The following is a 25,477-nucleotide window of genomic DNA, read 5'->3' on the forward strand; positions in this document are numbered from 1 at the left end:
CTCACGGAAAGGCCGTCTTTTAAATCAACCTCAGCATGCGGAAGATCTGCGCGGCCGGCGCCCAGAACTTGAAGATCATGGCCAGCGAAACCATCACCGCCAGGGGGCGGATCAGGCGGGCGCCGTTGTGCATGGCCAGGCGGGCGCCGAGGGTGCTGCCGAGCACCTGGCCGGCGGCCATGGTCAGCCCCAGCGACCACACCACCACGTCGGCGTGGATGAACAGGACCAGGGCGGCCAGGTTGCTGGTCAGATTGAGGACCTTGGTGCTGGCGGTGGCCCGGCGCAGGTTGCAGCCGAGCAGCGAAATAAAGGCGATGGAAAAGAACGACCCGGTCCCCGGTCCGAAAAAGCCGTCGTAAAAGCCGATTCCCGTGCCGATCAGCAGAGCGAATAACCGGCGGCTGATGCGCTGGTGGCGGTCCAGGTCCCCGACCCTTGGCGAGAGCAGGAAATAGCCGGCCACGCCCAGAAAGGCGATGGGGAGCAGGCTTTCAAGGATCTGCGGGTCGGCATGTTGCAGGCACAGGGCGCCGGCCAGCGAACCGAGCAGGGTGCAGCCGATGATCGGTCGCAGTTCATCCAGGTCCACTTGCCCTTTGCGCAGGTAGCAGAATGCGGCGGTGCCCACCCCCACGGTGCTCTGCAGCTTGGCGGTGGCGATGGCCTGCAGGGGCGGCAGGCCGCAGGCGAGCAGGGCGGGCAGGGTGAGCAGGCCGCCGCCGCCGGCGATGGCGTCGATGGTGCCGGCGATCAGACCGACGCTGAAGAGCATGGCGAGCAGTTCCGGGGTAAATTGCCAGTCGAACAAGGGGGCCTCCTGATTCGATTTAGACTTTAATTGCCAACGAGAGGGAGTATAATCCTGAACTAAATGGCCGATAAGTCGGCTAATTGCAAATAAACTGTTTGCGAGGGCGAACAATTATGCAGATGCTTGGGGTGCTCGAATTCGTTCGCGTGGTGGAAACCCGGGGGTTCGCCTCGGCTGCCCGGGACCTGGGTATTTCCAAGGCCTGTGTCAGCCAGCGGGTGCGCCAGCTCGAGGACCGGCTCGGGACACGGCTGCTGCAGCGCACCACCCGCCGGGTGTCGCTCACGGAGGCAGGAGAGATCTACTATCACCACGCCCGGGAGGTTGTCCTGCAGCTGCAGCAGGGCGAAGAGCGGGTGCGGGATTTCCAGGAGAGCCCCAAGGGCCCGATCCGGGTGAGCATGATCGATGGCGGGCTCGGCGAGTGGTACCTGGCTCCGGCCCTGGCCCGCTTCGCCGCACGCAACCCGGGGGTCAGCCTCGACATCGACCTCTCCGCCCGCCTGGTCGACCTGGTCGCCGAGGGGTTTGATTTCGCCATCCGCGCCGGGGAGCTGGCCGATTCGAGTCTGATCGCCCGAAAGTTGTCCTCTTTCCGCTACGGCATCTACGCCTCCCCGGACTACCTGGCGGCGCGGGGTACTCCGCTGACCCCGGAGCAGCTTGGCGGGCACAACTGCCTGACCGGCTCGGTGCTGCGCTGGAAATTCAAAATGGGGGAACGGCTGGTTGAAATCCGACCGCAGGGGAGCTGGCACAGCAAGAGCGGGCAGGCGTTGATCGCTGCGGCTTGCGAGGGGGTGGGGATCGTTCGGACCGCCAGTATCTATGCGTTGCAAAGCCTGGCGGCGGGGGAGTTGGTCGAACTGTTCGGCGAATGGACTAAAGAGCACACGCCGATCTGGATCGTCTACCCCAGCGGCCGCCACCTGCCGCGCCGGGTCAGCTGCGCCGTGAGTTTTCTCCTCGAGGAGTTCCGCGGTCGGTCGATCGGGGAACCCAGCAGAAATGAGGAGCCCCTGAAGTGAAATCCCCCTCTCCTTCAGGGAGAGGGCCGGGGTGAGGGTGGGGCCCGCCCGCAAAACATCAGACCTGAAAAAAGGCCCGCAGTGACACCCAAGGGTGCCCTGCGGGCCTTTTTTCATCTGTCCTGCTGGACTACTCGCCCAGGGTGTTCCTCACCCGCTGCAGGTAGTCCGAACCGAGCTTTTTCGACCATTTTTCATACACGGGTGCCGCCTCGGCGATGAGCTGCTTTCTCTCTTCGTTGCTCAGGCTGTGAAACTTGACCCCTGCCGCCTCCGCCGCAGCGATCTGCTCCTGCTGCTGAACCCGGGTCGCCTCACGGGCCTTGGCGCTCTCCTCTTCGATCACCTCGGTGAGAATCTGCTGCAGGTCCTTGGGCAGCTTGTCGAACCAGCGCTTGTTGGCCAGGTGCACGAACAGTCCCTGGGCATAGTCGATGCGGGTGAAGTGCTTGGCCACTTCGAATTTCTTGGTGATGTTGCAGACGATGGGCGTGTGGTCCAGGCCGCTGATGACTCCGGTCTGCAGCGCCTGGGGGACGTCGGGCCAGGGCATGACGGTGAATTTCAGGTTCCAGGCCTTGTAGATGTCCGTGTTGACCGGCGCTTCGGCAATGCGGAAATTGATCCCCCTGGCCTCGGCAAGGCTGGCTACCGGTGCCGTGGTCGCCCAGCCGTAGGTGCCGTAGCCGGTGATGTCGAGCACCAGCATCCCCTGGCGCAGGGCGGCTTCGCGGTACTCGTTCCAGAGTTCCGGCGTGCTGCGGAAAGCGTCGAGCTTGTCGAAGGTGTCGACCACGAAGGGGAGGTTGACCAGGCCGAGCTTGTCGGCCACGTTGGCGGCGGCAACCGAGGAGCAGAGCATCCCCTGGACGGCTCCGAGTTTGACTTTGCTGATGACGTCCTTCTCGCCGCCGAGCTGGGCCAGGGGCCGGAAGTCGACGTAGAGCCGGCCGCCGCTTTTCTCCCAAACCCGGTCGCGGATCTTGTAGCCGACCCCGATCCCGGCGATGCCGGGGTGGGCGATGTTGGAAAGCATGTAGGTGTACTGGGCACCGGATGGATCAAAAGAGGGCTTCCACGCCGAAAGGGGGTCATTGGCGGCAGCGGGTCCGGCCAGGCTGCCCAGCAGCAGGGCAAGGGGCGGGATAAGGGCGGTGCCTTTGCGAAACAACGATTCAAGCATAGAGCCTCCTGGGTTGGCCAGCCTGCGGAGTCATTTGGCTGGTGATCACAAATTTCGATAATAAAAATGAGCCAAAGCGGCCTGGAATTGTTTAAAACAGTCCTTTTTTACTGTAAAATACCGTCCTGATCCAATTGAACTTTTTTCTGGGAGCGTTCGGAAAGATCGAACGATTGGGGCATGGGGCAGCAACGGTTAAAGAGCTTTGTCATGATCGCCCGGGAAGCCAATCTGACCCGGGCCGCCGAGCGACTGCATTTGAGCCAGTCGGCGCTCTCCAGCCAGCTCAAGCAGCTGGAGGAAGACTTGGGTGTCGCGCTGTTTCTGCGTACGCCTCGGGGGATGGTGTTGAGCGAGGCCGGACGGGAGCTGTTCCCTTTTGTCGAGGCGGTACTCGACGCAGAAGAGACGCTCGCCCGGAAAGCCCAGACCCTGCGCCAGGGAGGCGCTGAGACGCTGATTATCGGCCTGAACACCGATCCGGCTTTTCTGCGGATCGGCGCCATCAACCGGCGACTGGGCGTTCTGCATAGCGGCCTGAACGTCGTCTTTGTCGCCAGCCAGACCTTTCGCGCGGCACAGATGCTGCGCCAGGGCCAGCTCGACCTGGCCTTCTGTTACGGTGACCCTGCGGACCCGGGAATCCGCTATCACCACCTGGCCAAGATTCCATTCTGCATCGCCATCCCCAGTCGGCTGATCAAATCAGGTCGGCCTCGCAACTGGGCGGAAATCGCTGCGCTGCCTTGGGTTTGGGTGGAGCAGAACTCCCCCCCATACCAGGCGGTGTTCCACGAACTGGAGCGGCGCCGCCTGCTGCCCAACCAGGGGGTGAAGGCGGTGGATGAGTACATCGTCAAGGAACTGGTGTTGGACGGCCAGGGGGTGGCGGTCATGCGCGAGGACGAAGCGCGGCCCCTGGTGGAAGACGACAGGGTCGTCCTCTGGGAGAAGGGATGGTTCGCGCTCCCCCTGAGCCTGGCCTGGATGGCCAGGGATGAAAGCAGGAAACGGGTTCGTGCAGCCCGCGAGGCAATCGAACACACCTGGAGCGCCGGCGGCGAACCGGGCGAGGGGGCTTTGTCGCGGATCTGCTATTGATCAGCTGCCGCATGACTCGTCCTTGCCGGCCAAACATTTCGGCAAACAGGGTTCTTGACTTTTCTCTTTTCCTTTGCGGCCGGGTGTTCTAAATTGACACGGTTTTTCCAAAACCGTAGCTGATAATGCTGATCAGGAGAATCCCATGGCGGCAAAACTGAAAGTTGACTGGTTTCTGCTCGGAATGGTGCTGGCGGTATTTCTCGCCTGGCTGTTCCCCGACCCCGGCGCCAAGGGGGGCAGTCTTCATCCCGAAATCGTCACCAAGGTCGGAGTGGCGCTGATCTTCTTCCTTCACGGGCTGGCGCTTCCCTTCGAAAGCCTCAAAGCGGGGACTCTGCGCTGGCCGCTGCACCTGGTGGTGCAGGGAACCACCTACCTGTTTTTTCCGCTGCTTGGTCTTGGTCTGCTGTGGCTGGTGGGGGACCGACTGCCCGGCGACCTGCAGCTGGGTTTCTTCTACCTCTGCGCGCTTCCCTCCACTGTTTCGTCTTCGGTTGCGCTGACGGCGGCGGCCCGTGGCAATGTGCCGGTAGCGGTCTTCAACGCCACCCTTTCCAGCCTGCTGGGGGTTTTTCTGACCCCCCTGTGGATCGGCATGATGCTCAAGAGCGGCGGCCAGGCCCTGCCGCTGGGTAAGGTGATTCTCGATTTGATCATCTGGCTGATCCTGCCGCTGGTGGTGGGGCAACTCTGCCGTCCCTGGCTTGGCGGCTGGGCCAAGCAGCGCAAAAAGTTCATCCACAAGGTGGATCGCGGCACCATTCTGCTGCTGGTCTACACCTCGTTCTGCGATTCGATGAAATGGGGAGTGTGGTCGAAACACGGAACCGGGGCCCTGCTCGCCACCCTGGCCGGAACCCTGGTCATCTTCTGGGTGGTCTTCTTCTTCTCCAGCAAGGTCTGCGACGCTCTCGGCCTGCCGCGGGCCGACCGCACCGCAGCGGTATTCTGCGGCTCGAAAAAGACCCTCGCCTCGGGGGTGCCCATGGCCCAGCTCATCTTCGGCGCCCATCCGGGGCTGAGCCTAATCCTGCTGCCGATCATGATCTACCACCCGCTGCAGCTGGTGATCTGCGGCTGGCTCGCCGGCCGTTGGGCCGAGCGGGAGGTAAAAGAAAATCCCGAGGCCCTGCAGGCGGCCTGAGACTGTTCCCGGAGCCGCATCAGGGCTTTCTCTAAACATCGGGGAGGTGCTGAGAGGATGGACATCCAGATCAAGCGGATTTACGACCCGCCAGGTCCAGCCGATGGGATTCGGATCCTGGTTGACCGTCTCTGGCCGCGGGGCCTGTCCAAGGAGAGGGCCGCCGTCGACTACTGGGCAAAGGCCATATCCCCTTCCGACGAGCTGCGCCGCTGGTACGGGCATGAACCCGACAAGTGGGAGGAGTTCAAGGCCCGGTATTTCGAGGAACTGGGCGCAAATCCCGAAGGGGTTCGAGAGCTGAGGCAGCAGCTGGACAGTGGCCCGGTGACCTTTCTCTACAGCTCGAAGGAAGAGCGGCTGAACAACGCCGTCGCCTTGCGTCAATACCTGGCGGAGGAGTGCTAGCCAAGATTGGGGGACGAGCCCCCGAAGGTAAAATCCAACCAAGCAGAGGTGTCCCGACATGAGCGTCTCCAATCCGCTGGTCCAGATGGAAACATCGCTGGGCGAAATCATCCTCGAACTCGATGCGGCCAAGGCGCCGTTGAGCGTCGAGAATTTCATCGCTTACGCCCGTGCCGGGCACTATGACGGAACCATTTTTCACCGCGTGATCAAAGGCTTCATGATCCAGGGCGGTGGGCTGACTCCCGACCTCCAGGAGAGGCCGACCCGGGACCCGATCAAAAACGAGGCCACCAACGGCCTGAAGAACAAGGTCGGCACCATTGCCATGGCGCGCAGCGAAGAGGTGGACAGCGCCGCCGCCCAGTTCTTCATCAACACCGAGGACAACAGGTCCCTCGATCACGGCGGGCTGAACCCGGCGGTGTTCGGCTATGCGGTGTTTGGCAAGGTGGTGGACGGCATGAACGTGGTCTATACCATCGAACAGCAGGCGACCGGCAGCCAAGGCGGATTCGCGGATCTGCCGAAGGAGCCGGTGGTAATCCAGTCGGTGACGATCATCGACTGACCTGGAAAAATCAGCGATCCACGCAGACAGCGGGCGGCCTTGAGCCGCCCGTTTTTTTTTTTAAAAGCGTGTAAAGCAGAAAGGCTTTTGTCAGCCACGGATAAGGGCGGATCAAATCTGATAAACCATAAGGATGGTCTTTTGTAGAACCTGACCTTCCAGGGTATCGATCCGGAATTTACAAGGCTTTGAAAATCCGATTTGATCAGATTTGATCCGTGGCTAAAAGCTTTTTTCAGGTCAAAAAGGCAGCAGCAGCAGGATCTTGACGGCGAGGATCTTGGCGATCAGGGCCACGGGGTAGACCGTGGCATAGGCGGCCGGGGCGTAGGGGGTCGTCGAAAGGGTCCCGGCGGCGGCCAGGCCCGAGGCACTGGTCATCCCTCCCACCAGCACCCCGAGCAGCTGCAGAAAGCGAATGCGCAGCAGCCACAGGCCGAGGGTTGCCCCAACGGCCACCGGCAGCAGGGTAACCAGCACCCCGGAGAAGAGCAGGGAGAGTCCCCGCTCCTGCAGGGTGGCGACGAAGGAGACCCCGGCGGAGGTCCCCACCGCCGCCATGAACAGCGCCAGACCCAGATCGCGAATCAGGCGGTTGCCCGCCGCGGGTACGTCCCAGATCAGCGGGCCGGTCTTGTAGCTGGCGCCTAGCAGCAGCCCGGCCAGCAGGGTCCCTCCGGTCGTGCCGAGGGTGAAATGGCCCACCATCGGCAGGGGGATGGTGATTCTGCCGAGCAGAAAGCCGAGCAGCAGGCCGACCAGGATCGGCAGCAGGCTGATGTCATAGGTGGCCTTGAGGTCATTGCCGAGCATCCGCGAAATGTTGCGCAGCGAACGCTCGTCGCCCACCGCGTGCAGCACGTCCCCCAGGTGCAGGCGCGTGTTGGCATCGGCGGGCAGGTCGATGCCGCTTCGGGTGATGCGCGCCACCTGTACGTTGAAGGTCTCGCGAAAATTGAAATAACCGAGGGTCGTGCCGACGAACCGTCGTTTGGAAACGATGATGCTGTTTTTCGTCAGGACCCGGTCAAATGCGATCTCTCCTGAAACCGGCCTGCCGATGTAAAGCTGAACCTTTTCCAGGTCGGCCGGCCGGCCCACCACCCTGAGGTGGTCCCCTTCCTGCAATTGGGTTTCCGCTCCCACCAGAACCGGTTCGCTGGCCCCCTGCCGCAGCAGGCGGGTGATGGTCACCGGGGCAATGCTCTTGAGAAAAATATCCGCCACCCGCTTGCCGAAGAGGTTGGGGTTACTCACCTCTACGTGCTGATAGGTGATCGGCGGGTTGGTTTCGGACAGCTCCCTGGCCAAGCGGGCCTCCTCTTCGGGCACCTTCAACCGAAGCAGGCTCGGCAACAACTTGATGAACAAGGCCACCCCGATCACCCCGAAGCCGTAGGCCACCCCGTAGGCGGCCGGAGCCCGGTCATGGCCGACGATCTCCACCGCCGCCGCCAATGACGGGGTGCTGGTCATCGCCCCGGATAGCAGGCCCGCCCCGGTGGCTGCATCGAAGGAAAAAATGCGGCAGCAGAGGTAGGTCGCTCCGGTCCCCACCAGCGCCATAGACAACACGGTCAGGGCCATGGAGATGCCGTGGCGGCGGAAGGAGCTTGCGAAGCCCGGCCCGGCCTGAAGGCCCACGGCATAGATGAACATGGCCAGGCCGATGGTCTGAACCCCTACGGGGAGGGTCAGGCCGAAATGCCCGAAGGCCAGGGCTACGAAAATGATCGCCGAGGGTCCCAGGGAGAGGTTCCAGAGGCGCACCTTCCCCAGAAAATCTCCGAGGATGATGATCAGCAGCAGCAAGAAGATTTGGTTGTGCAGCAGGGACATCGGCTTTTGGTTTTGGCGAACATGTGCAGGGCGCTGCAGTTCGCCCCGCTTCCGGGCGCCATGGAGTTGAGAGATCGGCGGACATTCAACTCGTCGAAATGTTTCTGTCGGGGAATCTTTATCTCATGCCGACCACAATGTCCAGCGGAAATCAGCATGGCTGGGGCCGGATGGCGCTTGTCTTCCTTTACGGCTTCGGTCCTGGGACCCTTACGGTGGAAATCGGCGGGCGGGGCAGCAAGCTTTTCACCAGCGACCCGTTTGACAAAGCAGGACCTGCCTGCTAGAGGTTGGAGTGTTTTAAGTTTTCTTGGTGAAAAACGTCGGTAGGTAGTTTACTCCACCGGAAAAGGGAGGAACAAATGAATAATTGGAGGCGGAGGGATTGGTGTCGAGTTTTTTCAGTAATTTCGATCATGGGAATGTTGCTGTGGGGATGCGGGGGTGGAGGGGGCGACGCCGATCCGGTCGACTCGCCATCCGTTGTGGAACAAGGGAAGGTGGTTTCGCCGGGACCGGTGGCGGATGCCATGGTTTTTGCAGATCAAAACGGCAACCGGGTTTGGGATGAGGGGCAGGAAACCATGACCTATTCCGGAGATGACGGAACTTTCCGGCTGACCATTCCCTACCGGGACTACATATTGGTCAGTGAGGATGGCTTCGATACCCTGACCGGCAGCCCGGCCCTGCCCATGACCGCCTCCCCCGGATCGAGTGTCATCAGCCCTCTGACCACCATGGTGAGTCTGGGAGAAGATTCGGGCGCCGTTCGGCAGGCCCTCGAGGATCACGCCGGGGGTCCGGTGGAGGATGTCGACCTCGCGGGGGCGCAGGGTGTACCGGCGGACCTGCTCAAGATCAACTTCAATCTGGGCGAGATGCTGCGGATCCTGGAAAATCTCGGCATCTCCGACCGGGAGCTTCAGGAGCGGGTGATGAAGTCGGCCGCCGACCGTCTCGCCGAAATGTCCATGACCCAACCGGATTTCAACCTGCTGTGCAAGCAGAGTTTTTCCGCGGCGGTAATCTCGGCGGTGCGCGATCTGAGCGGCGATCCTGAGGTTGATTTCGAAGTTACAGAAGAAAACGAGGCATTGTTCGAAGCCAACGTAGCCGGCATGGTCGAGGGGATTGGCGCCTACCTGGATGCTGCCGCGGGCGCGGCTCCTGCCGTTCACGGGGAGATCCCGGGCCCGGTCACCCTGGCGGCCAAAACCTCCCCGTCCCTGGTGGTCAATGAGTCGCTGGTGAAGGCTGTCATCGCCCAGGCAGTGGCCAAGGTCGACTTATCCGCCCTGAAGAATGTGGCGAAAACGGTGACTCTCGGCTGCCTGATCGAAGAGGGGATGGGTGGCAATTTCACCCAGGTGTTCAGCGGGGTCGAGAACCGGGTAACCGTCCATGATGCCGCCCAGGCGGCGCGTTTCACCATTACCGCCGAGAATGAATTTTCCGGCCCCAAGGTTTACGACAAGGCGAGCCTGATGATCAAGGTGCGCGAGGTCAAGGGTAAGGGGAGTCTGGATCTGGACCTCGACGGGGTCACCCTGGTGGTAGGCCCCGGCAGCAACCAGGTGAGCCTCGATACCCAGGATGCCCGGCTGAAGGTCAAGCTGACCCTCAGCGACAAGACCAAGGTGGAGACCACCCCGACCTATGGCCCCTTCGAGATCCTCACCCTGACCGGGAACAGCGTCGTCATTGATGTGGCGAAAATCCGCTTGCTGCTCGACCAGCAGGTGTTTGGCAGAGACCTGAGAAACGCGGACCTGACCGGGCTCTACGACGTGATGGTCAAGGTCAAGCATGCCCCGGCGCCCAACGTCAGTTTCAGGCTGCAGGTGCTATAGGCTCAGCGGCCTAGGCGCGTTACCGACCCCGGGGCGAGGATGGGACTCGTCCCGGGGTTTTTCGTTGCCGCGGCCCCGGGAAAAGCCGAAGCGGCCGGGGAACCTGGTGGGATCTCCGCCCCTTGGGGCCCTGCCGGCGCCGCGTGCAGGGCGGCCAGGCGCATCGCCACCAGGGTCGCCGCGCCGGTCAACAGCAGGATCAGCCCCGCCACCCCGCTCCAGCCCCAGGCACTCCAGAAAAACCCCCCGCCGGTCCCCGAAATGCTCGATCCCAGGTAATAGAAAAACAGGTAGAGGGAGGAGGCCTGGGCCCGGGCCCCGGGCGCCAGGGTTCCCACCCAGGCCGAGGCCACCGAATGCGCGCCGAAGAAGCCTATGGTGAAGACCACGATTCCGGCAATGACGGCTGCCAGGGGGGGCAGCACGGTAAGCAGCAACCCGGCGTTCATGATCCCCAGGGAGGCGAGCAGGATCTTGTCCCGGCCGAAGCGGTTGACCAGGCTTCCCATGAAGCTCGAGCCGAAGGCCCCGAAGGCGTAGGAGATGAAGATCAGCGCCACCTGGGACTGGCTCAGGGAATAGGGCGGGGCCAGCAGGCGGAAGGTCGCATAGTTGTAGAGAGTCACGAACCCGCCCATGCAGGTAAAGGCCAGGGCGAACAGGTAGAGCAGGCCCCGGTGCCGCAGCAGCCCGAGCAGGGACCTGGTGAGCGGGCCCGGGCGAAACGGCCGGCGCTGAAAATTTCGCGAGGGGGGAAGCAGGGCCAGGAAGACCAGGCTCAGGACCAGGCTTAGAACGCCGATGACGCCGATGGCTCCCCGCCAGGGGAGGTAGTCGGCCAACCAGGCGGTGAGGATGCGGCCGGTCATGCCGCCCATGGCGTTGCCGGCGATGTACAGGCCCATGGCGGCGCCCAGGGCGCCAGGTTCCATTTCCTCGCTCAGGTAGGCCATGGCCACCGCGGGGACTCCTGCCAGCACCATGCCCTGCGCCAGGCGCAGGGCGATCAGCGGCACCACCGACTCGATTCCCAGGGTGCACAGGGCCATCAACGAGGTCAGGAGCACCGCCGCCCCCATCAGCACCCGGCGCCCCAGGGCATCGGAAATGGTCCCCGAGATCGGCAGGGTCCAGGCCAGGGCGAAGGTCGCCACCGACAGCGGCAGGCTGCCCATGGCGGGTGAGATGCCGAATTCCCCGGCCAGCAGCGGCAGCAGCGGCTGGAAGTCGTAAAGGGTCGAGAAGGTCACGTACCCGGCGATGAACAGGGCCAGGTTGGCCCTGCGGTATTCCCTCGAACCCCTGGTAATATAGTTCACGTTTCCCGGCATAAGTCCCGTCTCCGCTGGTTTCCCTCCGCTTGAATCAACCTTACTCCCCGCTTGAATATAAGTAAAATATATTGTATTGATTAGTATGATAAGTAAAATTTATCTGTGAGGGTTGTATGGATCTTCGTCAATTCAAGGCTTTCGTCGCGATCGCCCGGCAGCAGAGCTTCACCAGGGCCGCAGAACAGCTGCACATCGCCCAGCCGGCGGTCAGCATGGCTATCCGCAAATTGGAGGAGGAACTGGAGCTGACCCTTTTCAACCGAAAGGACAAGCGCATTTCCCTGACCGCCGAGGGGGAGGTGTTTCTGCGCCATGCCGAACGGATCCTCGATAACTTCGGAGCCGCCCAGACCGAGATGGCCGAACTGCGCGGCCTCTCCCGCGGCGAGGTGCGCATCGGCATCCCGCCGATGATGAGCTCCTACTATTTCCCGCGGGTCATCCGCGAATTCAGGGAGCGCTACCCCGAACTGCAGCTATCGGTCAACGGCGAGGGGGCGGGCCGAATCCAGCGGCTGATCGCCCGCGGTGAGATCGACATGGGGGTGATTGCCGGCGGCAATGTCCCCGAGGGGCTGAAGAGCCGGCGGTTTCTGCGCGAGGAGATCGTCGCCTGCGTGCCTGCCGGACATCCCCTTGCCGCCGGAGGGAGCATATCGCTGGAGGTTTTCCTGGGCCAGCCGCTGATCCTGTTCAAGGAGGGGTACTTCATGCGCGAACTGATTGACGCGACGGCCAGGGAGAGGCGGCTGACACCGCAGGTGGTCTTCGAAACGAACCTGTTCTCCCTGGTGCGTTCCCTGATCAAGGAGGGGCTTGGCGTTTCCACCTTCTTGCGCATGGTGGTCAGCGAAGATCCCGATTTGGTGGCGCTCTCCTTCGATCCGCCCCTGCACCTGGACCTGCTCATCGCCTGGAAGGCCGAGGGTTATCTCTCCCGGGCCAACCGGGCATTCGTTGATTTTCTCATGGAGAGGGTGGGGGAGGTGTGAACCGGCGGGCCGTGCCCGCCCTGCGGGGCAGGGGCGGCTCAGTTCCGGAACAGTTTGACGAAATGTTCGAACAGTTCCTGGTCGATGTCCGCCACGATCTGTTCCTTCATCAACTTGAGGGCTTCGTAGGTCGATTTGCGCTTGGCATAGGGGCGGTCCGAGGTGATGGCGTCGTAGACGTCGGCCAGCCGGCAGATGCGGGCGAGGGGGTGGATGTTGTCCCGGTCGAGGGCGTTGGGGTAGCCGGTTCCGTCGTCCTTCTCGTGGTGCTGCAGGGTGATGATCTGTGCTTCGTCGGTGAGAAAGCCGGCCTCCTCGAGCATCTGGAAACCTTCCGCGGGATGGCGCTGCATGACCGACCACTCGGAGGGGGTCAATTTCCCAGGTTTGTTGAGAATTTCGATAGGCACCCGGCATTTGCCCAGGTCGTGCAGGAAGAAGCCGGCGCCCATGCGCTCGATCTTGCGAAAATCGTTTGGCCTGTAGAGCAGCCGCGCCAGGGCGACGCCGAATATGCCGACGTTGGTGGAATGGGTATAGGTGTAATGGTCGTAGGCCGTCAACTGGATCAGGTGCCGGGTCGCCGTGTCATCGGACACGATGAGGTCGATGGTCGGGGTGATGATCTCGTGGGCCTGGTTGATGAACGAGGCGCGCGGGTCGGCGATGACCCGGCTCATGATATCCTGGCAGGCCGAATGGATGACCGCGGCCTTCTGTTCCGACTGGCAGGCGGGATTGCGGACGATCTCGGTGATCGTCTCCTTGAGGTAGTCGAAGTAAAGGGCAGAATCCTCGTCGCGGATGTACAGGTGGGTGACGCCCCTCTCCTGCAGCCGGGCGCGGTGGGAGTGGCCGAAGTCGAGGCCCTTTTTGGCAAAGAACAGGTAGCCGCGGCCCCCGGTTTTCAGGTACAGGTCGCAGGGCGCCCGATACTCCGGCTGCAGGCAGGCCATGGAGATGGGCAGGTAGCGCTCACCCGAAGCGGTGGTGTCCGGGACAGGCGGGTCAAGAATTTTGGCCGGCTTAAGCATCGGTGAGAAAGGACTCTTTTTCGGGGGTTAAACTGCTTCCGCCGGAATTTTGCAAGAACAATGCCTCGACCGGCTGGGCAGTTCAGCGTTTCAGTTCATCCGGGATCGCCGACAGCCAGCCGATCGCGATGACCCCCCATAACCCCGCCAGGATCGCCTCGGCGGCATCATGGCGCAGCGCGGTGGGGCGCGCCGCCCCCGACCATTCAATGACCCTGCGCGCCATCTCCCCGGCGCAGTGCTTGGCGTCGGCGCCCGTGCGCTGCTCCCGGGGCAGAAGCAACATCTCCCGCCATTTTTCGGCACTGACCAGTCTAACCGCCACCTGCCGCCGGTTTGCCTCCTTCTCCCAGAGCGTGGCCAGGGCGCCGCCCCCCTCCAGGATAAGCCACCGGAGTTGGGGCTGCTGCTGAAAGATTCCCGGCAGAGCTCGGCGCAGACGGGCAGCGGTGCCGAAGTTCTGCGAGCGGTACCAGCGCAGCCGGCCATCGCCCCCGAACAGCGCCAAACCGGTTCGAACCCCGAGGTCTATGGCCAACAATGAGGGCATGAGGCAACTCCTCGCCGATTCGCGAGCCGGCAGATGGTCGATTCGAGGGCCAGGGCTCCCGCCCTCCCGAATTCTTCCGGGGACGGGTCAGCGCTTGAACATCACCCCGATGCCGTAGCGGGTCAGTGAGCGGTTGTAGTCGATCAGGCTCTCGCCGTAGCCGGTCCAGAGGTGGGCGAAGAGAAACAGGTTGCGGCTCGGGGTCGGCAGGCTGTAGTCGAATTGCAGTCCCCCCTTGGCCGTGGCAAAGTTCCAGCGGGTCAGCAAGGTCGCCATGTGGCCGTCCTGAAACCGGTTGGCGAACTCGTAGCCCAGGCGCAATTCACCGTAGCCGTAAAATTTCTCGATGTCGGGGTTTTCGTCCCCTGCGGGGTCGTCCGGGGTCTCCTTGACGTCCTCGGAAAGGCGGTGCCACAGCTTGAGGTCGGTGCGCAGACGGCCGTATTCGATGAACGGCTTCAGGTAGAGACGGTCCCAGCTGCGCGAGGTCGGCTCGCGGGCGCCGTTGGATTCGTGTTCGTAGCCCGCGTCCGCCCCCCAGGAACCCCAGGGGTGCTCGCTGCTGAGGTAGCGGTAGAAAAGTTCCGGGTTGTAGTTGGTTTCGCGAAAGGGGCGCGAGTCATCCTGGTCAAGGATGCGCCAGAAGGATTTCTGGGTGTAGCCGATGAAAAAATTGCTGGAGGCGATCCGCTGCTTGAAGCTCAGCTGGAATTTCAGCTCCGAATCCTCGCTGCCGTGGGCCCGGTTGCCCCAGGTCAGGGGGAGCAGGTAATTCTGCTTGTGCATGCTGAAGCCGGTGCCGATCCACTGGATGAACCCTCCGGGGCGCGTGGCCGGCGCGGGGGACTCCGAAGCCAACTCCGGGGTCTCGACCCCGGCTTCGGGGCTGGTCGGCCCCTGGGCAAGGGCGGTCCCGGTGAGAGCGCAGCTGAGAAGGAGGAGCAAACAGAGGATTAGGATTCCGCGGCCCGGCATGGATGGTTTCCCCGAAAGAATAAATGGCAGGTTCGAGTTTTCGTTGACCGGCGCGATTTTATAACCCGGCATCCGAAAAAGGCAAACCTTTTAACCGATTCGGACCGCAAAGGGTTTAAAATGACTGAGAACCTGATAGCATGGGGAACCTGATCCCGGTTAAGAGCATCCCGCTATCAGGCCCGTCAACGCCGATCCCAGGTGGAGTGGTGCAAAATGTTCGTCGCCGAACCGATGACCCTGTTTACCGACTACCTGCTGGGGCTGGTGGTCGTCGTTCTCGCCGTCAAGCTCGGCCGCAAGGGCCGGCGCCTGCGCCAGCGCAGCGTACAGTTGTGGGCGCTGGCTTTCTGGGCTTCGGCGGTCGCGGCGATTGCAGGTGGAAGCTATCACGGATTCTCTCCCTGGTTGCCGGCGACCGGTGGTGCGGCGCTGTGGAAAACTACCGTCTATGCCGCCGGGGTGGCCGGGTTCTGTCTGCTGGCCGGGGCCCTCAAGGGCCTGACGGTCCCCCCGCTGAGGCACTGGGCGATGGGCGCCGCGCTGGTCAAGCTGCTGGTTTACCTGGCCTGGATGACCACCCACAACGAATTCCGCTATGTCATCTACGATTATGCCCCGTCGCTGGTGCTGGTTCTGCTGCTGCAGCTCCCCGGCTTGTTGCGGCAGGAGCGGCGGGCCAGGTGGATCGCCGCGGGGATCCTGGCCTGCTTCGTCGGCGCGGGGATTCAGATGAGCGGCTTTGCCCTGCACCGACACTTCAACCACAACGACCTTTACCACCTTGTGCAGATAGGCGCCTTTTACCTTTTGTACCGGGGGGGCAAGCTGTTGCGGGATCGCTGAAAACTCCAACCGTTCGGGAGGGAGGATGAATCTTGAGGCTGTTTTGCACAGGTTTGCGCCCCTGGAGGAGATGATCGTCTCCCTCGGCCTGGTGTTCGCTGCCGCAGCGGTGGGGTGGCTGATCTATCTGGCGGCATTCAAGGGGCTTCACCGTTTCGCCGGGCGCACCGACACGGCCCTGGACAATTCCCTGGTCCGGCGCTGGCGGGGGCCGGGGCGGGTCCTGGTGCCGCTGCTGCTGATCATCCTTGTCGCCCCTTCCCTGAAGTTTCCGCCCGAAGTGCTGGGGGTTCTGCGCAACCTCATCAGCGTCGCCTTCATCGGCGGTTTGGCCTGGCTGCTGGTGAACACCACCTTCGCCGTCCGCGACCTGTTCCTGAACCGCTACGACGTATCCGTCAGGGACAATCTCAAGGCCAGGGTCGTGCACACCCAGGTCAATGTGCTGGTCAAAATCCTCCTGGTGGTCATCTTCGTCATCGCCTTGGCGTCGATGCTGATGACCTTTGAAAAGATCCGCCAGGTCGGGGTCAGCCTGCTCGCCTCGGCGGGCCTTGTCGGCATTATCGCCGGCTTCGCCGCCCAGCGCAGTCTGGCGACCCTGATCGCCGGCATCCAGATCGCCATCACCCAGCCGATACGGATCGACGACGTGGTCATCGTCGAGGGGGAGTGGGGGCGTATCGAGGAGATCACCCTGACCTACGTGGTGGTGCGGATCTGGGATTTGCGGCGGCTGGTGGTGCCGATCACCTGGTTTCTGGAAAAGCCCTTCCAGAACTGGACCCGGATTTCCGCCGACATCCTCGGCACGGTTTTTCTCTACACCGACTACACCGTGCCGGTGGAGGCGCTGCGCCAGGAACTCGACCGGGTTCTGAAAGGTTCGCAAAACTGGGACGGGAAGGTGTCGGGGCTGGTGGTCACCAACGCCACGGAACGCAGCATGGAGCTTCGCGCGCTGATGAGCGCCGCCGATTCGGGCCGCGCCTGGGACCTGCGTTGCGAGGTGCGCGAGAAGCTCATCGATTTCATCCGCCGCAACTACCCCGAAAGTCTGCCGAGGGTTCGGGCCGAGCTCAAATCCGACGTCCCCCTGGAGCGGGGGCTCTTGGGTGCCGATCCAACCTGAAGGGAGGTTCTCCCGGGCAGGCTGCTCAATCCTGGAAAAGGGGGTCGCAGGAAAAAGGGCTGCTGATCCTCAGGCCGCGCAGCCGTTGAATCCGTTCGCGGGCGGTGGGGTGGGTGCGCAGCAGCGGTTGGGCGCTTTTGCCGCCGCCGGGGAACAGGCGCTGCCACCAGGGGACCTTGTGCGAGGTCCCCATTTTTTTCAGCGCGCTGGCCAGGGGTTCCGGGTCGCCGAGCAGTTCGGCGGCGCCCCGATCGGCGCTGAATTCGATGCAGCGCGAGAGAGCGAACAGCAACAGGCTGCCCAGGGATGGCGCCACCAGCAGAACCAGCAGCGGCAGGACCTCGAAGGCTTCCCTTCCCAGCAGGAACATGGGGAGGTTCATGGCGACGAACAGCCCGGCAAGCACGGCCATGACTCCGATCACCCGGCGCAGCAGGCCCGAGAGGACCATCACCAGCGGGTCGCCCTGACTGAGATGGGTGACCTCGTGGGCCAGAACGCCGGCGAGCTCCCGGGTGTCGAGGTTTTCCAGCAGGCCGTGGGAGAGGGCGATGGCCGGGCGGCTGCGGCTGCCGACGGAGAAGGCGCTGATGGCGTCGCCGGGGACCATGAACAGCAGGGGGCGATGCTCCAGGTGGGCGCGTTCGGAGAGGGTCCGCAAGATCCGCTTGAGCTTGGGGGCCTGTTTGGAGGTGAGTTCATGGCCCTGGAATTTGCGGGTGATCAGGACCGAGGAGGTTTTCAGCGACAGCAGGTGAAAAGGGATGATGGCCACGGCTACGGCAAGGGCGAACCCCGGCCCCCCCAGGCAAAGTGCCGCAACACCGAGCAGCGGATAGAGCAGGGCGAAGAGGATTCTCGATTTCAGGTGGTTGCGGGAACGATTCGTTGGGTCCATTGCGCTCAGCCGGGATCCATAGACCAGGGGTTATCGTTAGCCTTGAATTAATTATACCCTGCGATTTATGGTCCGCGAACGGCTCGGCAAGACGCCCGCGGCGAGGAACCGGCTGTAAAACCCGCTCTGCACCAGGCGTTTGGCCTTTTCGATATCCGGGGCGAAGTAGCGGTCGCGATCGTAAAAGGGAACCTCCTGCCGCAGCCGCGCCTTGGCCCGCTCCAGATCCGCGGAGGTTTTCAGCGGGGCGCGAAAATCGACCCCCTGGCAGGCGGCCAGCAGCTCGATGGCGACGATCCCCGCGGTGTTGTCGGCCATGTCGCCGAGGCGGCGGGCAGCGAAGGTGGCCATGGAGACGTGGTCCTCCTGGTTGGCCGAGGTCGGCAGGCTGTCGACCGAGGCCGGGTGGGCGAGGGTCTTGTTTTCGCTGGCCAGGGCCGCGGCGGTGACCTGGGCGATCATGAAGCCGGAGTTGACGCCCCCCTTTTCGACCAGGAAGGGGGGGAGCTTGCTCAGGTGGGTATCGATGAGCAGGGCGATGCGCCGCTCGGCCAGGGCGCCGATCTCGGCGATGGCCAGGGCCAGGTTGTCGGCGGCCATGGCCACGGCCTCGGCGTGGAAATTGCCGCCGGAGAGGATTTCGCCGGTTTCGGCAAACACCAGCGGATTGTCCGAGACGGCGTTGGCCTCGCCCAGCAGCACCCGGGCCGCCTGGCGGATCTGCTCGAGGCAGGCGCCCATGACCTGGGGCTGGCAGCGCAGCGAGTAGGGGTCCTGCACCTCTTCGCACTGGCGGTGCGAGTCCTCGATCTGGCTGTGATCGAGCAGCCTGCGGAAGGCGGCCGCCGCGTCGATCTGCCCGGGGTGGCCGCCGATCTCGTGGATGCGGGCATCGAAGGGGACGCGGCTGCCCAGGGCCGCCTCGACGCTGAGGCTTCCGGTGACCACCGCCGCGGCCAACAGGTCCTCTGCGGCGAACAGCCCCTCCAGGGCGAAGGCGGTGGAGGCCTGGGTGCCGTTGAGCAGGGCCAGCCCCTCCTTGGGAGCGAGGGTAACCGGCGCCAGGCCGGCGATCTCGAGGCCCTGGCGCCCGGGGAGCCGCTTGCCCTGGTAGAGCACTTCACCCTCGCCGAGCAGCACCGTGCTCATGTGGGCCAGCGGCGCCAGGTCGCCCGAGGCGCCCACCGAGCCCTTCTGCGGAATGCAGGGGTAGACCTCGCTGCCCAGCAGGCGGATCAGGGCCTCGATGACCGCGAGGCGGATGCCCGAGTAGCCCCGCGCCAGGCTGTTGATCTTCAGCACCAGCAGCAGCCGCGCCGTCGATTCGGCCATGACCGGCCCGGTCCCGGCGGCGTGGGAGAGGACGATGGCGCGCTGCAGCTGTTCCATCTCCGCCGGGGAGATGCGGGTCTTGGCCAGCAGGCCGAAACCGGTGTTGATGCCGTAGACCACCCGGCCCCGGGCGATCACCTCGCGCACCGCGGCGGCGGCCTTTTCGATGGGCTCCTCGCAGCCGGGGGCGAGGCTCAGCCGCAGCGGCTCGGCCTGCACCCGGCGCAGCTGCGCCAGGGTGAGCTTTCCGGGTTGCAGTTGCAGGTCGAACATGGCTCAGTCCTCCAGCATCGGCAGGTCCAGGCCGTTTTCCCGGGCGCAGTCGACAGCGATCGGGTAGCCCGCGTCGGCATGGCGCATCACGCCGCTGGCCGGGTCGTTCCACAGCACCCGCTGCAGGCGCCGGGCGGCCGCCTCGCTGCCGTCGGCGACGATGACCAGCCCGGCGTGCTGGCTGAAGCCCATGCCGACCCCGCCGCCGTGGTGCAGGCTGACCCAGGTTGCGCCGCCGGCGGTAGCCAGCAGGGCGTTGAGCAGCGGCCAGTCGGAAACGGCGTCGGAGCCGTCCTGCAGCCCCTCGGTCTCGCGGTTGGGGCTGGCCACCGAACCCGAGTCGAGGTGGTCGCGGCCGATGACCACCGGGGCCTGCAGTTCGCCGCTGGCGACCATCTCGTTGAAGGCCAGTCCCAACCGGGCGCGGTCCTTGAGCCCCACCCAGCAGATGCGCGCCGGCAGCCCCTGGAAGTGGATGCGCTCGCGGGCCAGGTCGAGCCAATTGTGCAAATGGGGATCATCGGGGATCAGCTGCTTGACCCGGGCGTCGGTTCTGAAGATGTCCTCGGGGGCTCCCGAGAGTGCCGCCCAGCGAAAAGGGCCGATCCCCTCGCAGAACAGGGGGCGGATGTAGGCGGGGACGAAGCCGGGGAAGTCGAAGGCGTTTTTAACGCCTTCCTCGAGGGCCATCTGGCGGATGTTGTTGCCGTAATCCAGGGTGGCGGCGCCGCGCTTCTGCAGCTCGAGCATGGCCTGCACGTGCAGGGCGATGGAGGCCTTGGCGGCCTTCACCGTCGCCTCGGGGTCTTTGCGGCGCATCCGCTTCGCCTGCTCGAGGCTCCAGCCCTTGGGCAGGTAGCCGTTCAGCGGGTCGTGGGCGCTGGTCTGGTCGGTGCAGACATCCGGGGTCACGCCCCGTTCGACGATCAGCGGCAGGATCTCCGCGCAGTTGCCGAGCAGTCCCACGGAGAGGGGCTGCTTTTCCCGGCAGGCCCTTACGATCAACTCCAGGGCCCGGCCGAGGTCCTTCTCCTTGCGGTCCAGGTAACCGGTGGCCAGCCGCTTGTCGATGCGCGATTCGTCGCACTCCACCGCCAGCAAGGAAAAACCGCTCATGGTCGCCGCCAGGGGCTGGGCCCCGCCCATGCCGCCGAGCCCCCCGGTGAGAATCCAGCGCCCCCCGGCCTCGCCGCCGAAGTGCTTTTTCGCCACCGCGCCGAAGGTCTCGTAGGTCCCCTGGACGATCCCCTGCGAGCCGATGTAGATCCACGAGCCGGCGGTCATCTGCCCGTACATCATCAGCCCCTTTTTATCCAGCTCGTTGAAATGCTCCCAGCTCGCCCAGCGCGGCACCAGGTTCGAGTTGGCGATCAGCACCCGCGGCGCGTCGGGATGGGTCCTGAAGACCCCCACTGGCTTGCCCGACTGCACCAGCAGGGTTTCGTCTTCCTCCAGCCGGCGCAGCACCTCGACGATCTTGTCGAAGCACTCCCAGTTGCGCGCCGCCCGGCCGATGCCGCCGTAGACCACCAGCTCCTCGGGGCGCTCGGCCACCTCGGGGTCGAGGTTGTTCATCAGCATCCGCAGGGGGGCCTCCGTCAGCCAGCTTTTGGCGCTCAGCGCCGGCCCCCGCGGGGCCTGGATGCGGCGCTTTGGGTCGAGTCTGGTAGTCATGTTTTACCCCCTTGGTTTCTTCGGGCAGCCTGGTCCCGGCCGCGTCGGATCCGACTGATCGGACCGATCCGACCGATCCGTCGGATATCGGACGCGGCCGGAACCGGGTTGGAATTTCACCGACCTGCTACTCGTACTCCACCCCCTTGTCCGGCACCGGCGCAGGCACCTCCCGGGCCAGCAAGTGGGCCAGCCGCGCGGCCACCCGGGCGGTTCGCCCGTCGGGATCATCCTCCGGGTTGCACTCGGCAAGATCCGCCAGCTTCAGCTTGGCACCCGCCTCGCTGCGCAGAAAGCGCAGCAGGTGCTCCAGCACCTCAAGAGACACTCCCCGGATCGCCGGTGCGGAAACCCCCGGGGCGACGGCGCCGGGCAGCACGTCGAGATCGATGCTCAAGTATAGGGCATCGCATTCGGTCAGAAACTCGCGCAGCCGTGCCTCGGCCAGGGCCAGGTTCCACGGGGTGAGTTCCTCGTCCTTCAGATACTGCACCCCGAGGGCTTCGGCGCGGTCGAAGAGGGCGGCGGTGTTGGCGGTTTCGCTGATGCCGAGGCAGAAATAGAGAAAGGGAAGGTCCTCCTTCCAGCAGTATTCGGCGACCTGGCGGAAGGGGGTCCCGGAGGTCGGGGCCTGCCCCTGGCGCAGGTCGAAGTGGGCGTCGAAATTGACGATGCCGATGCTCGGGGCAGGGTTGTTTTTGGCCAGATGGCGGCTCAGCCCCAGGTAGTTGCCGAGGGCGATCTCGTGGCCGCCGCCGAGGATGATGGGGAAATGGCCCTGATGCAGAAACCCTTCGATCCAGCGGGCCTGCTCCTGGGCGAGGTCTTCCAGGTGGTTTTCGGGGCAGAGCAGGTTGCCGCCGTCATAGAGAGGGCGCTCGAGGTGAAAGGCCTGGTTGGCCATGGCTCTGCGGATGGCCTCGGGGCCGCCCCGGGCGCCGGGTCGGCCCTGGTTGCGGCGCACCCCTTCGTCGCTGCAGACCCCGGCGACGACGATCCCCCGGGGCGAGCCCTCCCGCAGGGGGGCGATGCACTGGTGCCAGCGTTTGGCGCGCTCCCCCTCTTCGGGGTCGCGGCGGCCCTGCCAGAGGGCCATGTCAGGCCGTTGTCGCATGGGTGATCTCTCCTGCGAAGATGCGCTGCAGCGGTCGGGGGGTGCCGACCTGGCCCGCGAGTTGGGCGGGGTGGTCCAGGTCCCAGAGCAGCATGTCGGCGCTGCGGCCGACGGCGAGCATGCCCAGGGAATCGTAGAGGCCGAGGGCCCGGGCGGCGTGCCGGGAGACGCCGAGGAGCGCCTCTTCGGGGGTAAGGCCGAAGAGCACGCAGCCCAGGTTCATCATCAGCCGCAGCGAGGCCAGGGGCGAAGTCCCCGGGTTGAGATCCGTGGCCAGCGCCATGGGCACCCGGCAGCGGCGCAGCAGCTCCACCGGCGGCTTGCGGGTTTCGCGCAGAAAGTAATAGGCCCCGGGGAGCAGCGCGGCCACGGTGCCGGCCTGCCGCAACGCCTGCACGCCGGCTTCATCCAGGCATTCGAGATGATCGGCGGACCAGGCGCCGAAGCGAGCGGCAAGGGCCGCGCCTCCGGTAGGCGAAAGCTGTTCCGCGTGGATTTTGATCCCCAGGCCGCGGTCTCTTGCCGCGGTGAACATCCGCTCGGTCTGGGCGGGGTTGAAGGCGATCTGTTCGCAGAACACGTCCACCGCCTCGGCCAGTCCTTCCCCGGCGACGCGGGGGATGAGGTCGCTGCAGATCAATTCGACCCAGTCGTCGGGATTGCAGGCGAACTCGGGCGGGACCACGTGGGCCGCCAGCAGGGTGGTGCGGATGCGCACCGGGAACTCTCGGGCCAGCTGCCTGGCGGCGCGGAGCATTTTCAGCTCGTCAGCTAGGGTCAACCCGTAGCCCGATTTGATTTCGACGGTGGTCACCCCCTCCTCGAGCAGCGCCAGCAGGCGCGGCCGCGCCTGAGCGACCAGCTGCGCCTCGCTGAGGGCCCGGGTGGCCCGGACCGTGGCCAGGATGCCCCCGCCGGCCTTGGCGATCTCCTGGTAGCTGGCTCCCTGCAGGCGCCGCTCGAATTCGTCGGCCCGGTGACCGCCGTAGACCAGGTGGGTGTGGCTGTCGATCAGCCCGGGGGTCAGCAGGGCACCGCCGCCGTCGATGATCTGGGCGTCGGCCGCAGCGGATTCGACAGCGCCGGCCGGGGCGATGGCGGCGATGATCCCGTCCCTGATCCCCAGGGCATGGTTCTCCAGTAGGCCGTAGGGGGCCGCTACGGTCGGGTCGAGGGTGGCCAGCCGCACGTTGCTCCAGATGCGCCGGCAGCGGGAGAAGTCCGAGGTCATGGTTGGCTTTCGTTATAAGTATTCCAGCCGCTTATGATCAAGGTTAACGGCAAATTCGAGGTAATCAAGGTGAGGTTTCCCTCACCGGGAGGGGGAGGGGGAGGGAGGGGGTGCTGGAGCTGGAAGCCTGTCCCGGGAAAAGAAAAAGGCAGGGAACCGGTCCCTGCCTTCCTTGACACTGAGGTATTCGTGCCTGTTCAGTCGCGATAGCGCTTGACCAACTCGTCGTAGAAGTCGATGCGCCGGTCGCGCAGGAACGGCCAGATGCGGCGGACATTTTCGCTGCGCTTGCGGTCGACCTCTACCACCAGCACCTGCTCCTGGTCGTTGCCCCCCTCGGCGAGCAACTCGCCCTGGCAGCCGGCGACGAAGCTGTTTCCCCAGAACTGTGAGCCTGCGCCCTGACCGCTGGGATCGTCCTCGAAGCCGACCCGGTTGACGCTGACCACCGGGATGCCGTTGGCCACGGCGTGGGCGCGCTGGATGGTGACCCAGGCGCCGAGCTGGCGCTGCTGCTCTTCGGCGCTGTCGTTGGGGTCCCAGCCGATGGCGGTGGGGTAGATCAGCAGGTCGGCCCCGGCCATGGCCATCAGCCGCGCGGCCTCGGGATACCACTGGTCCCAGCAGACCAGCACGCCGAGCCTTCCGACGGAGGTATCGATGGGGTTGAAGCCGAGGTCGCCGGGGGTGAAGTAGAACTTCTCGTAGTAGCCCGGGTCGTCGGGGATGTGCATCTTGCGGTACTTGCCGGCGATGCGGCCGTCCTTTTCCAGCACCACCGAGGTGTTGTGATACAGCCCCGGCGCCCGTTTCTCGAAGAGCGAGGTGACGATCACCACGCCGAGTTCCCTGGCCAGGGCCCCGAAGGCCTCGGTGGAGGGGCCGGGGATCGGCTCAGCCAGCTCGAACTGGCCGGTGTCCTCGCTCTGGCAGAAATAGAGCCCGCAGTGCAGCTCCTGCAGGACTACCAGTTGGGCCCCGCGCGCGGCGGCTTCGCGGATGCCCGCGATGCTCTTGTCGATATTGGCCTGGCGGTCCGCCGTGCAGCTCTGCTGGACCAGGCCGATGGTCAGTTTGCTCATGCCAGCACTCCTTTAGGGATCTGCATGGTCACGCAGTGCAGCGAGCCGTGCTGCAGAATCAGCGGGAAACAATCGATTCCTATGATATCACGGGCGGGAAACGCCTGTCCGACCGCCTCGAGGGCCGCCTGGTCCTTGTCGTCACCGTAGGTGGGGACCAGCACCGCGTCGTTGATGACCAGGAAGTTGGCGTAGGTCGCCGGCAGCCGCTCGCCCTCGTCGTCGTAACAGGCTACGGGCCAGGGCAGGGGGATCAGCCGATAAGGTTCGCCGGCGGCTGTGCGCAGGGCCTTGAGCTCCTGCTCCATGCGCTGCAGGGCCTCGTAATGTTCGTCCTCCGGGTCGTCGCAGGCGACGTAGGCGATAGTGTCCTCAGGGCAGAGCCGCGCCAGGGTGTCGACGTGGGAGTCAGTGTCGTCGCCGGCCAGGTAGCCGTTTTCCAGCCACAGCACCCGCTCGGCGCCGAGCTGTTCGGCGAGAACCCGTTCGATCTGCCGGCGGTCGAGGTGGGGGTTGCGATTGGGGTTGAGCAGGCATTCTGCAGTGGTGAGAATGGTGCCCCGTCCGTCGCTTTCGATGCTGCCGCCTTCGAGAATCAGCCCGACCACCTCCCGGGGGGTAGAGCCGAAGGCTCCGGCCTGGTGCAGGCCGCGGGTGATCTGGTTGTCGAAATTGCTGGCGAACTTGAGGCCCCAGCCGTTGAAACCGTAGTCGAGCAGGCGCACCTGGCCGTTGTCTTCGACGGTGATGGGACCGAAATCGCGGGCCCAGGTGTCATTGCTGGGGATCTCGAAAATCTGCACGCGGTCCAGGCAGACGCCGGCCATCTGCAGGGTGGTGCGCAGTTCCCGGGCGTCGGGGGCCACCAGCAGCACCCTCTCGAAGCGGCTGATCTGCCGGACAATTTCCACAAAGACCGGCTCGACCTGCTCCAGGTCCGCATGCCAGTCCGTTTCTTCGTGGGGCCAGGCCAGCAGTACCCCGTCCTGTGCTTCCCATTCCGCCGGTAATCTTCGGGTCATATTTTCATCCTTCTCAAGCTTGAGTCAAGTGCGCGCCAATCCTA

At 64.4% G+C, this 25,477-nt stretch carries 23 protein-coding genes; 9 read left to right on the top strand and 14 right to left on the bottom strand.

Annotated elements, in window-relative coordinates; genetic code table 11:
- Positions 1 to 19: 19 nt before the first annotated feature.
- The gene (locus tag DESUT3_RS08545; RefSeq protein WP_221252062.1) at positions 20 to 811 is read right to left on the bottom strand and encodes a TSUP family transporter; all 792 of its coding nucleotides are present in this window, start codon (positions 809 to 811) and stop codon (positions 20 to 22) included.
- Between the two features lie 116 nt (positions 812 to 927).
- Here DESUT3_RS08545 and DESUT3_RS08550 point away from each other — a divergent pair, with 116 nt between their 5' ends.
- Positions 928 to 1,842 (top strand): LysR family transcriptional regulator, encoded by a 915-nt coding sequence (locus tag DESUT3_RS08550; protein WP_221252063.1) that lies wholly within the window; start codon positions 928 to 930, stop codon positions 1,840 to 1,842.
- Positions 1,843 to 1,972: 130 nt separating this feature from the next.
- On the opposite strand, the gene DESUT3_RS08555 is transcribed toward DESUT3_RS08550, so the two are convergent.
- Positions 1,973 to 3,025, bottom strand: a complete 1,053-nt coding sequence (locus DESUT3_RS08555; protein ID WP_221252064.1) for a TRAP transporter substrate-binding protein — start codon at positions 3,023 to 3,025, stop codon at positions 1,973 to 1,975.
- A 180-nt stretch (positions 3,026 to 3,205) separates the two neighbouring features.
- On the opposite strand from DESUT3_RS08555, the gene DESUT3_RS08560 reads away from it, so the two are divergent.
- The 4 genes from DESUT3_RS08560 (at position 3,206) to DESUT3_RS08575 (ending at position 6,252) form a co-directional block, all read left to right on the top strand.
- Positions 3,206 to 4,126, top strand: coding sequence for a LysR family transcriptional regulator (locus DESUT3_RS08560; protein ID WP_225911659.1), 921 nt, complete (start codon positions 3,206 to 3,208; stop codon positions 4,124 to 4,126).
- 145 nt (positions 4,127 to 4,271) lie between these two features.
- Positions 4,272 to 5,273: a bile acid:sodium symporter family protein gene (locus tag DESUT3_RS08565; protein ID WP_221252066.1), complete on the top strand. Its 1,002-nt coding sequence runs from the start codon at positions 4,272 to 4,274 to the stop codon at positions 5,271 to 5,273.
- Positions 5,274 to 5,330: 57 nt separating this feature from the next.
- The gene (locus DESUT3_RS08570; RefSeq protein ID WP_221252067.1) at positions 5,331 to 5,681 is read left to right on the top strand and encodes a DUF488 domain-containing protein; all 351 of its coding nucleotides are present in this window, start codon (positions 5,331 to 5,333) and stop codon (positions 5,679 to 5,681) included.
- Positions 5,682 to 5,739: 58 nt separating this feature from the next.
- A complete protein-coding gene (locus DESUT3_RS08575) occupies positions 5,740 to 6,252 on the top strand; it encodes a peptidylprolyl isomerase (RefSeq protein ID WP_221252068.1) in 513 nt (170 codons plus the stop codon).
- Between the two features lie 240 nt (positions 6,253 to 6,492).
- Here the strand turns inward: DESUT3_RS08575 and DESUT3_RS08580 are convergent, their stop codons facing one another.
- Complete coding sequence (locus DESUT3_RS08580) at positions 6,493 to 8,091, bottom strand: aspartate:alanine exchanger family transporter (RefSeq protein ID WP_221252069.1); 1,599 nt, start codon at positions 8,089 to 8,091, stop codon at positions 6,493 to 6,495.
- 584 nt (positions 8,092 to 8,675) lie between these two features.
- On the opposite strand from DESUT3_RS08580, the gene DESUT3_RS08585 reads away from it, so the two are divergent.
- A complete protein-coding gene (locus DESUT3_RS08585) occupies positions 8,676 to 9,944 on the top strand; it encodes a hypothetical protein (RefSeq protein WP_221252070.1) in 1,269 nt (422 codons plus the stop codon).
- Between the two features lie 2 nt (positions 9,945 to 9,946).
- Here the strand turns inward: DESUT3_RS08585 and DESUT3_RS08590 are convergent, their stop codons facing one another.
- Positions 9,947 to 11,275 carry an MFS transporter gene (locus DESUT3_RS08590; RefSeq protein ID WP_221252071.1) on the bottom strand — a complete coding sequence of 443 codons (1,329 nt, stop codon included), beginning with the start codon at positions 11,273 to 11,275 and terminating at the stop codon, positions 9,947 to 9,949.
- A gap of 116 nt (positions 11,276 to 11,391) precedes the next feature.
- Here DESUT3_RS08590 and DESUT3_RS08595 point away from each other — a divergent pair, with 116 nt between their 5' ends.
- Positions 11,392 to 12,270, top strand: a complete 879-nt coding sequence (locus tag DESUT3_RS08595) for a LysR family transcriptional regulator (protein ID WP_221252072.1) — start codon at positions 11,392 to 11,394, stop codon at positions 12,268 to 12,270.
- 38 nt (positions 12,271 to 12,308) lie between these two features.
- Here DESUT3_RS08595 and DESUT3_RS08600 read toward each other — a convergent pair whose 3' ends face one another.
- From DESUT3_RS08600 to DESUT3_RS08610, 3 genes are all read right to left on the bottom strand, one after another.
- The gene (locus DESUT3_RS08600) at positions 12,309 to 13,304 is read right to left on the bottom strand and encodes an HD-GYP domain-containing protein (protein WP_221252073.1); all 996 of its coding nucleotides are present in this window, start codon (positions 13,302 to 13,304) and stop codon (positions 12,309 to 12,311) included.
- An 82-nt stretch (positions 13,305 to 13,386) separates the two neighbouring features.
- Positions 13,387 to 13,854 carry a hypothetical protein gene (locus tag DESUT3_RS08605; RefSeq protein ID WP_221252074.1) on the bottom strand — a complete coding sequence of 156 codons (468 nt, stop codon included), beginning with the start codon at positions 13,852 to 13,854 and terminating at the stop codon, positions 13,387 to 13,389.
- Between the two features lie 87 nt (positions 13,855 to 13,941).
- Positions 13,942 to 14,799: a phospholipase A gene (locus DESUT3_RS08610; RefSeq protein WP_221252075.1), complete on the bottom strand. Its 858-nt coding sequence runs from the start codon at positions 14,797 to 14,799 to the stop codon at positions 13,942 to 13,944.
- Between the two features lie 246 nt (positions 14,800 to 15,045).
- Here DESUT3_RS08610 and DESUT3_RS08615 point away from each other — a divergent pair, with 246 nt between their 5' ends.
- Entirely contained in the window at positions 15,046 to 15,675 is a 630-nt protein-coding gene (locus DESUT3_RS08615) for a DUF6962 family protein (protein WP_221252076.1), read from the top strand.
- Between the two features lie 25 nt (positions 15,676 to 15,700).
- Positions 15,701 to 16,807 (top strand): mechanosensitive ion channel family protein, encoded by a 1,107-nt coding sequence (locus DESUT3_RS08620; protein ID WP_225911660.1) that lies wholly within the window; start codon positions 15,701 to 15,703, stop codon positions 16,805 to 16,807.
- A 25-nt stretch (positions 16,808 to 16,832) separates the two neighbouring features.
- On the opposite strand, the gene DESUT3_RS08625 is transcribed toward DESUT3_RS08620, so the two are convergent.
- From DESUT3_RS08625 to DESUT3_RS08655, 7 genes are all read right to left on the bottom strand, one after another.
- A complete protein-coding gene (locus DESUT3_RS08625; RefSeq protein WP_221252077.1) occupies positions 16,833 to 17,705 on the bottom strand; it encodes a zinc metalloprotease HtpX in 873 nt (290 codons plus the stop codon).
- Positions 17,706 to 17,756: 51 nt separating this feature from the next.
- On the bottom strand, positions 17,757 to 19,310 hold the full coding sequence (gene hutH / locus DESUT3_RS08630) for a histidine ammonia-lyase (RefSeq protein ID WP_221252078.1): 1,554 nt from the start codon (positions 19,308 to 19,310) through the stop codon (positions 17,757 to 17,759).
- 3 nt (positions 19,311 to 19,313) lie between these two features.
- Positions 19,314 to 20,984, bottom strand: a complete 1,671-nt coding sequence (hutU, locus tag DESUT3_RS08635; protein ID WP_221252079.1) for a urocanate hydratase — start codon at positions 20,982 to 20,984, stop codon at positions 19,314 to 19,316.
- A gap of 127 nt (positions 20,985 to 21,111) precedes the next feature.
- Positions 21,112 to 22,098 carry a formimidoylglutamase gene (hutG, locus tag DESUT3_RS08640; protein ID WP_221252080.1) on the bottom strand — a complete coding sequence of 329 codons (987 nt, stop codon included), beginning with the start codon at positions 22,096 to 22,098 and terminating at the stop codon, positions 21,112 to 21,114.
- Positions 22,082 to 23,329: an imidazolonepropionase gene (gene hutI / locus DESUT3_RS08645; protein WP_221252081.1), complete on the bottom strand. Its 1,248-nt coding sequence runs from the start codon at positions 23,327 to 23,329 to the stop codon at positions 22,082 to 22,084. Before hutI ends, hutG begins: the two co-directional genes overlap by 17 nt.
- 197 nt (positions 23,330 to 23,526) lie before the next feature.
- Positions 23,527 to 24,411 (bottom strand): carbon-nitrogen hydrolase, encoded by an 885-nt coding sequence (locus tag DESUT3_RS08650; RefSeq protein ID WP_318836013.1) that lies wholly within the window; start codon positions 24,409 to 24,411, stop codon positions 23,527 to 23,529.
- Entirely contained in the window at positions 24,408 to 25,433 is a 1,026-nt protein-coding gene (locus DESUT3_RS08655; protein WP_221252082.1) for an agmatine deiminase family protein, read from the bottom strand. Before DESUT3_RS08655 ends, DESUT3_RS08650 begins: the two co-directional genes overlap by 4 nt.
- Positions 25,434 to 25,477 lie beyond the last annotated feature (44 nt).

It is taken from the genome of Desulfuromonas versatilis (assembly GCF_019704135.1).
Classification (GTDB): Bacteria; Desulfobacterota; Desulfuromonadia; order Desulfuromonadales; family NIT-T3; genus Desulfuromonas_A; species Desulfuromonas_A versatilis.

What these genes read in the sequence shown, in the direction of transcription:
- DESUT3_RS08550 (WP_221252063.1), top strand. Translation starts at nt 928, where the DNA reads ATGCAGATGCTTGGGGTGCTCGAATTCGTTCGCGTGGTGGAAACCCGG.
- DESUT3_RS08555 (WP_221252064.1), bottom strand. Translation starts at nt 3,025, where the DNA reads ATGCTTGAATCGTTGTTTCGCAAAGGCACCGCCCTTATCCCGCCCCTT.
- DESUT3_RS08560 (WP_225911659.1), top strand. Translation starts at nt 3,206, where the DNA reads ATGGGGCAGCAACGGTTAAAGAGCTTTGTCATGATCGCCCGGGAAGCC.
- DESUT3_RS08565 (WP_221252066.1), top strand. Translation starts at nt 4,272, where the DNA reads ATGGCGGCAAAACTGAAAGTTGACTGGTTTCTGCTCGGAATGGTGCTG.
- DESUT3_RS08570 (WP_221252067.1), top strand. Translation starts at nt 5,331, where the DNA reads ATGGACATCCAGATCAAGCGGATTTACGACCCGCCAGGTCCAGCCGAT.
- DESUT3_RS08575 (WP_221252068.1), top strand. Translation starts at nt 5,740, where the DNA reads ATGAGCGTCTCCAATCCGCTGGTCCAGATGGAAACATCGCTGGGCGAA.
- DESUT3_RS08580 (WP_221252069.1), bottom strand. Translation starts at nt 8,091, where the DNA reads ATGTCCCTGCTGCACAACCAAATCTTCTTGCTGCTGCTGATCATCATC.
- DESUT3_RS08585 (WP_221252070.1), top strand. Translation starts at nt 8,676, where the DNA reads ATGACCTATTCCGGAGATGACGGAACTTTCCGGCTGACCATTCCCTAC.
- DESUT3_RS08590 (WP_221252071.1), bottom strand. Translation starts at nt 11,275, where the DNA reads ATGCCGGGAAACGTGAACTATATTACCAGGGGTTCGAGGGAATACCGC.
- DESUT3_RS08595 (WP_221252072.1), top strand. Translation starts at nt 11,392, where the DNA reads ATGGATCTTCGTCAATTCAAGGCTTTCGTCGCGATCGCCCGGCAGCAG.
- DESUT3_RS08600 (WP_221252073.1), bottom strand. Translation starts at nt 13,304, where the DNA reads ATGCTTAAGCCGGCCAAAATTCTTGACCCGCCTGTCCCGGACACCACC.
- DESUT3_RS08605 (WP_221252074.1), bottom strand. Translation starts at nt 13,854, where the DNA reads ATGCCCTCATTGTTGGCCATAGACCTCGGGGTTCGAACCGGTTTGGCG.
- DESUT3_RS08615 (WP_221252076.1), top strand. Translation starts at nt 15,046, where the DNA reads ATGTTCGTCGCCGAACCGATGACCCTGTTTACCGACTACCTGCTGGGG.
- DESUT3_RS08620 (WP_225911660.1), top strand. Translation starts at nt 15,701, where the DNA reads ATGAATCTTGAGGCTGTTTTGCACAGGTTTGCGCCCCTGGAGGAGATG.
- DESUT3_RS08625 (WP_221252077.1), bottom strand. Translation starts at nt 17,705, where the DNA reads ATGGACCCAACGAATCGTTCCCGCAACCACCTGAAATCGAGAATCCTC.
- hutH (WP_221252078.1), bottom strand. Translation starts at nt 19,310, where the DNA reads ATGTTCGACCTGCAACTGCAACCCGGAAAGCTCACCCTGGCGCAGCTG.
- hutU (WP_221252079.1), bottom strand. Translation starts at nt 20,984, where the DNA reads ATGACTACCAGACTCGACCCAAAGCGCCGCATCCAGGCCCCGCGGGGG.
- hutG (WP_221252080.1), bottom strand. Translation starts at nt 22,098, where the DNA reads ATGCGACAACGGCCTGACATGGCCCTCTGGCAGGGCCGCCGCGACCCC.
- hutI (WP_221252081.1), bottom strand. Translation starts at nt 23,329, where the DNA reads ATGACCTCGGACTTCTCCCGCTGCCGGCGCATCTGGAGCAACGTGCGG.
- DESUT3_RS08650 (WP_318836013.1), bottom strand. Translation starts at nt 24,411, where the DNA reads ATGAGCAAACTGACCATCGGCCTGGTCCAGCAGAGCTGCACGGCGGAC.
- DESUT3_RS08655 (WP_221252082.1), bottom strand. Translation starts at nt 25,433, where the DNA reads ATGACCCGAAGATTACCGGCGGAATGGGAAGCACAGGACGGGGTACTG.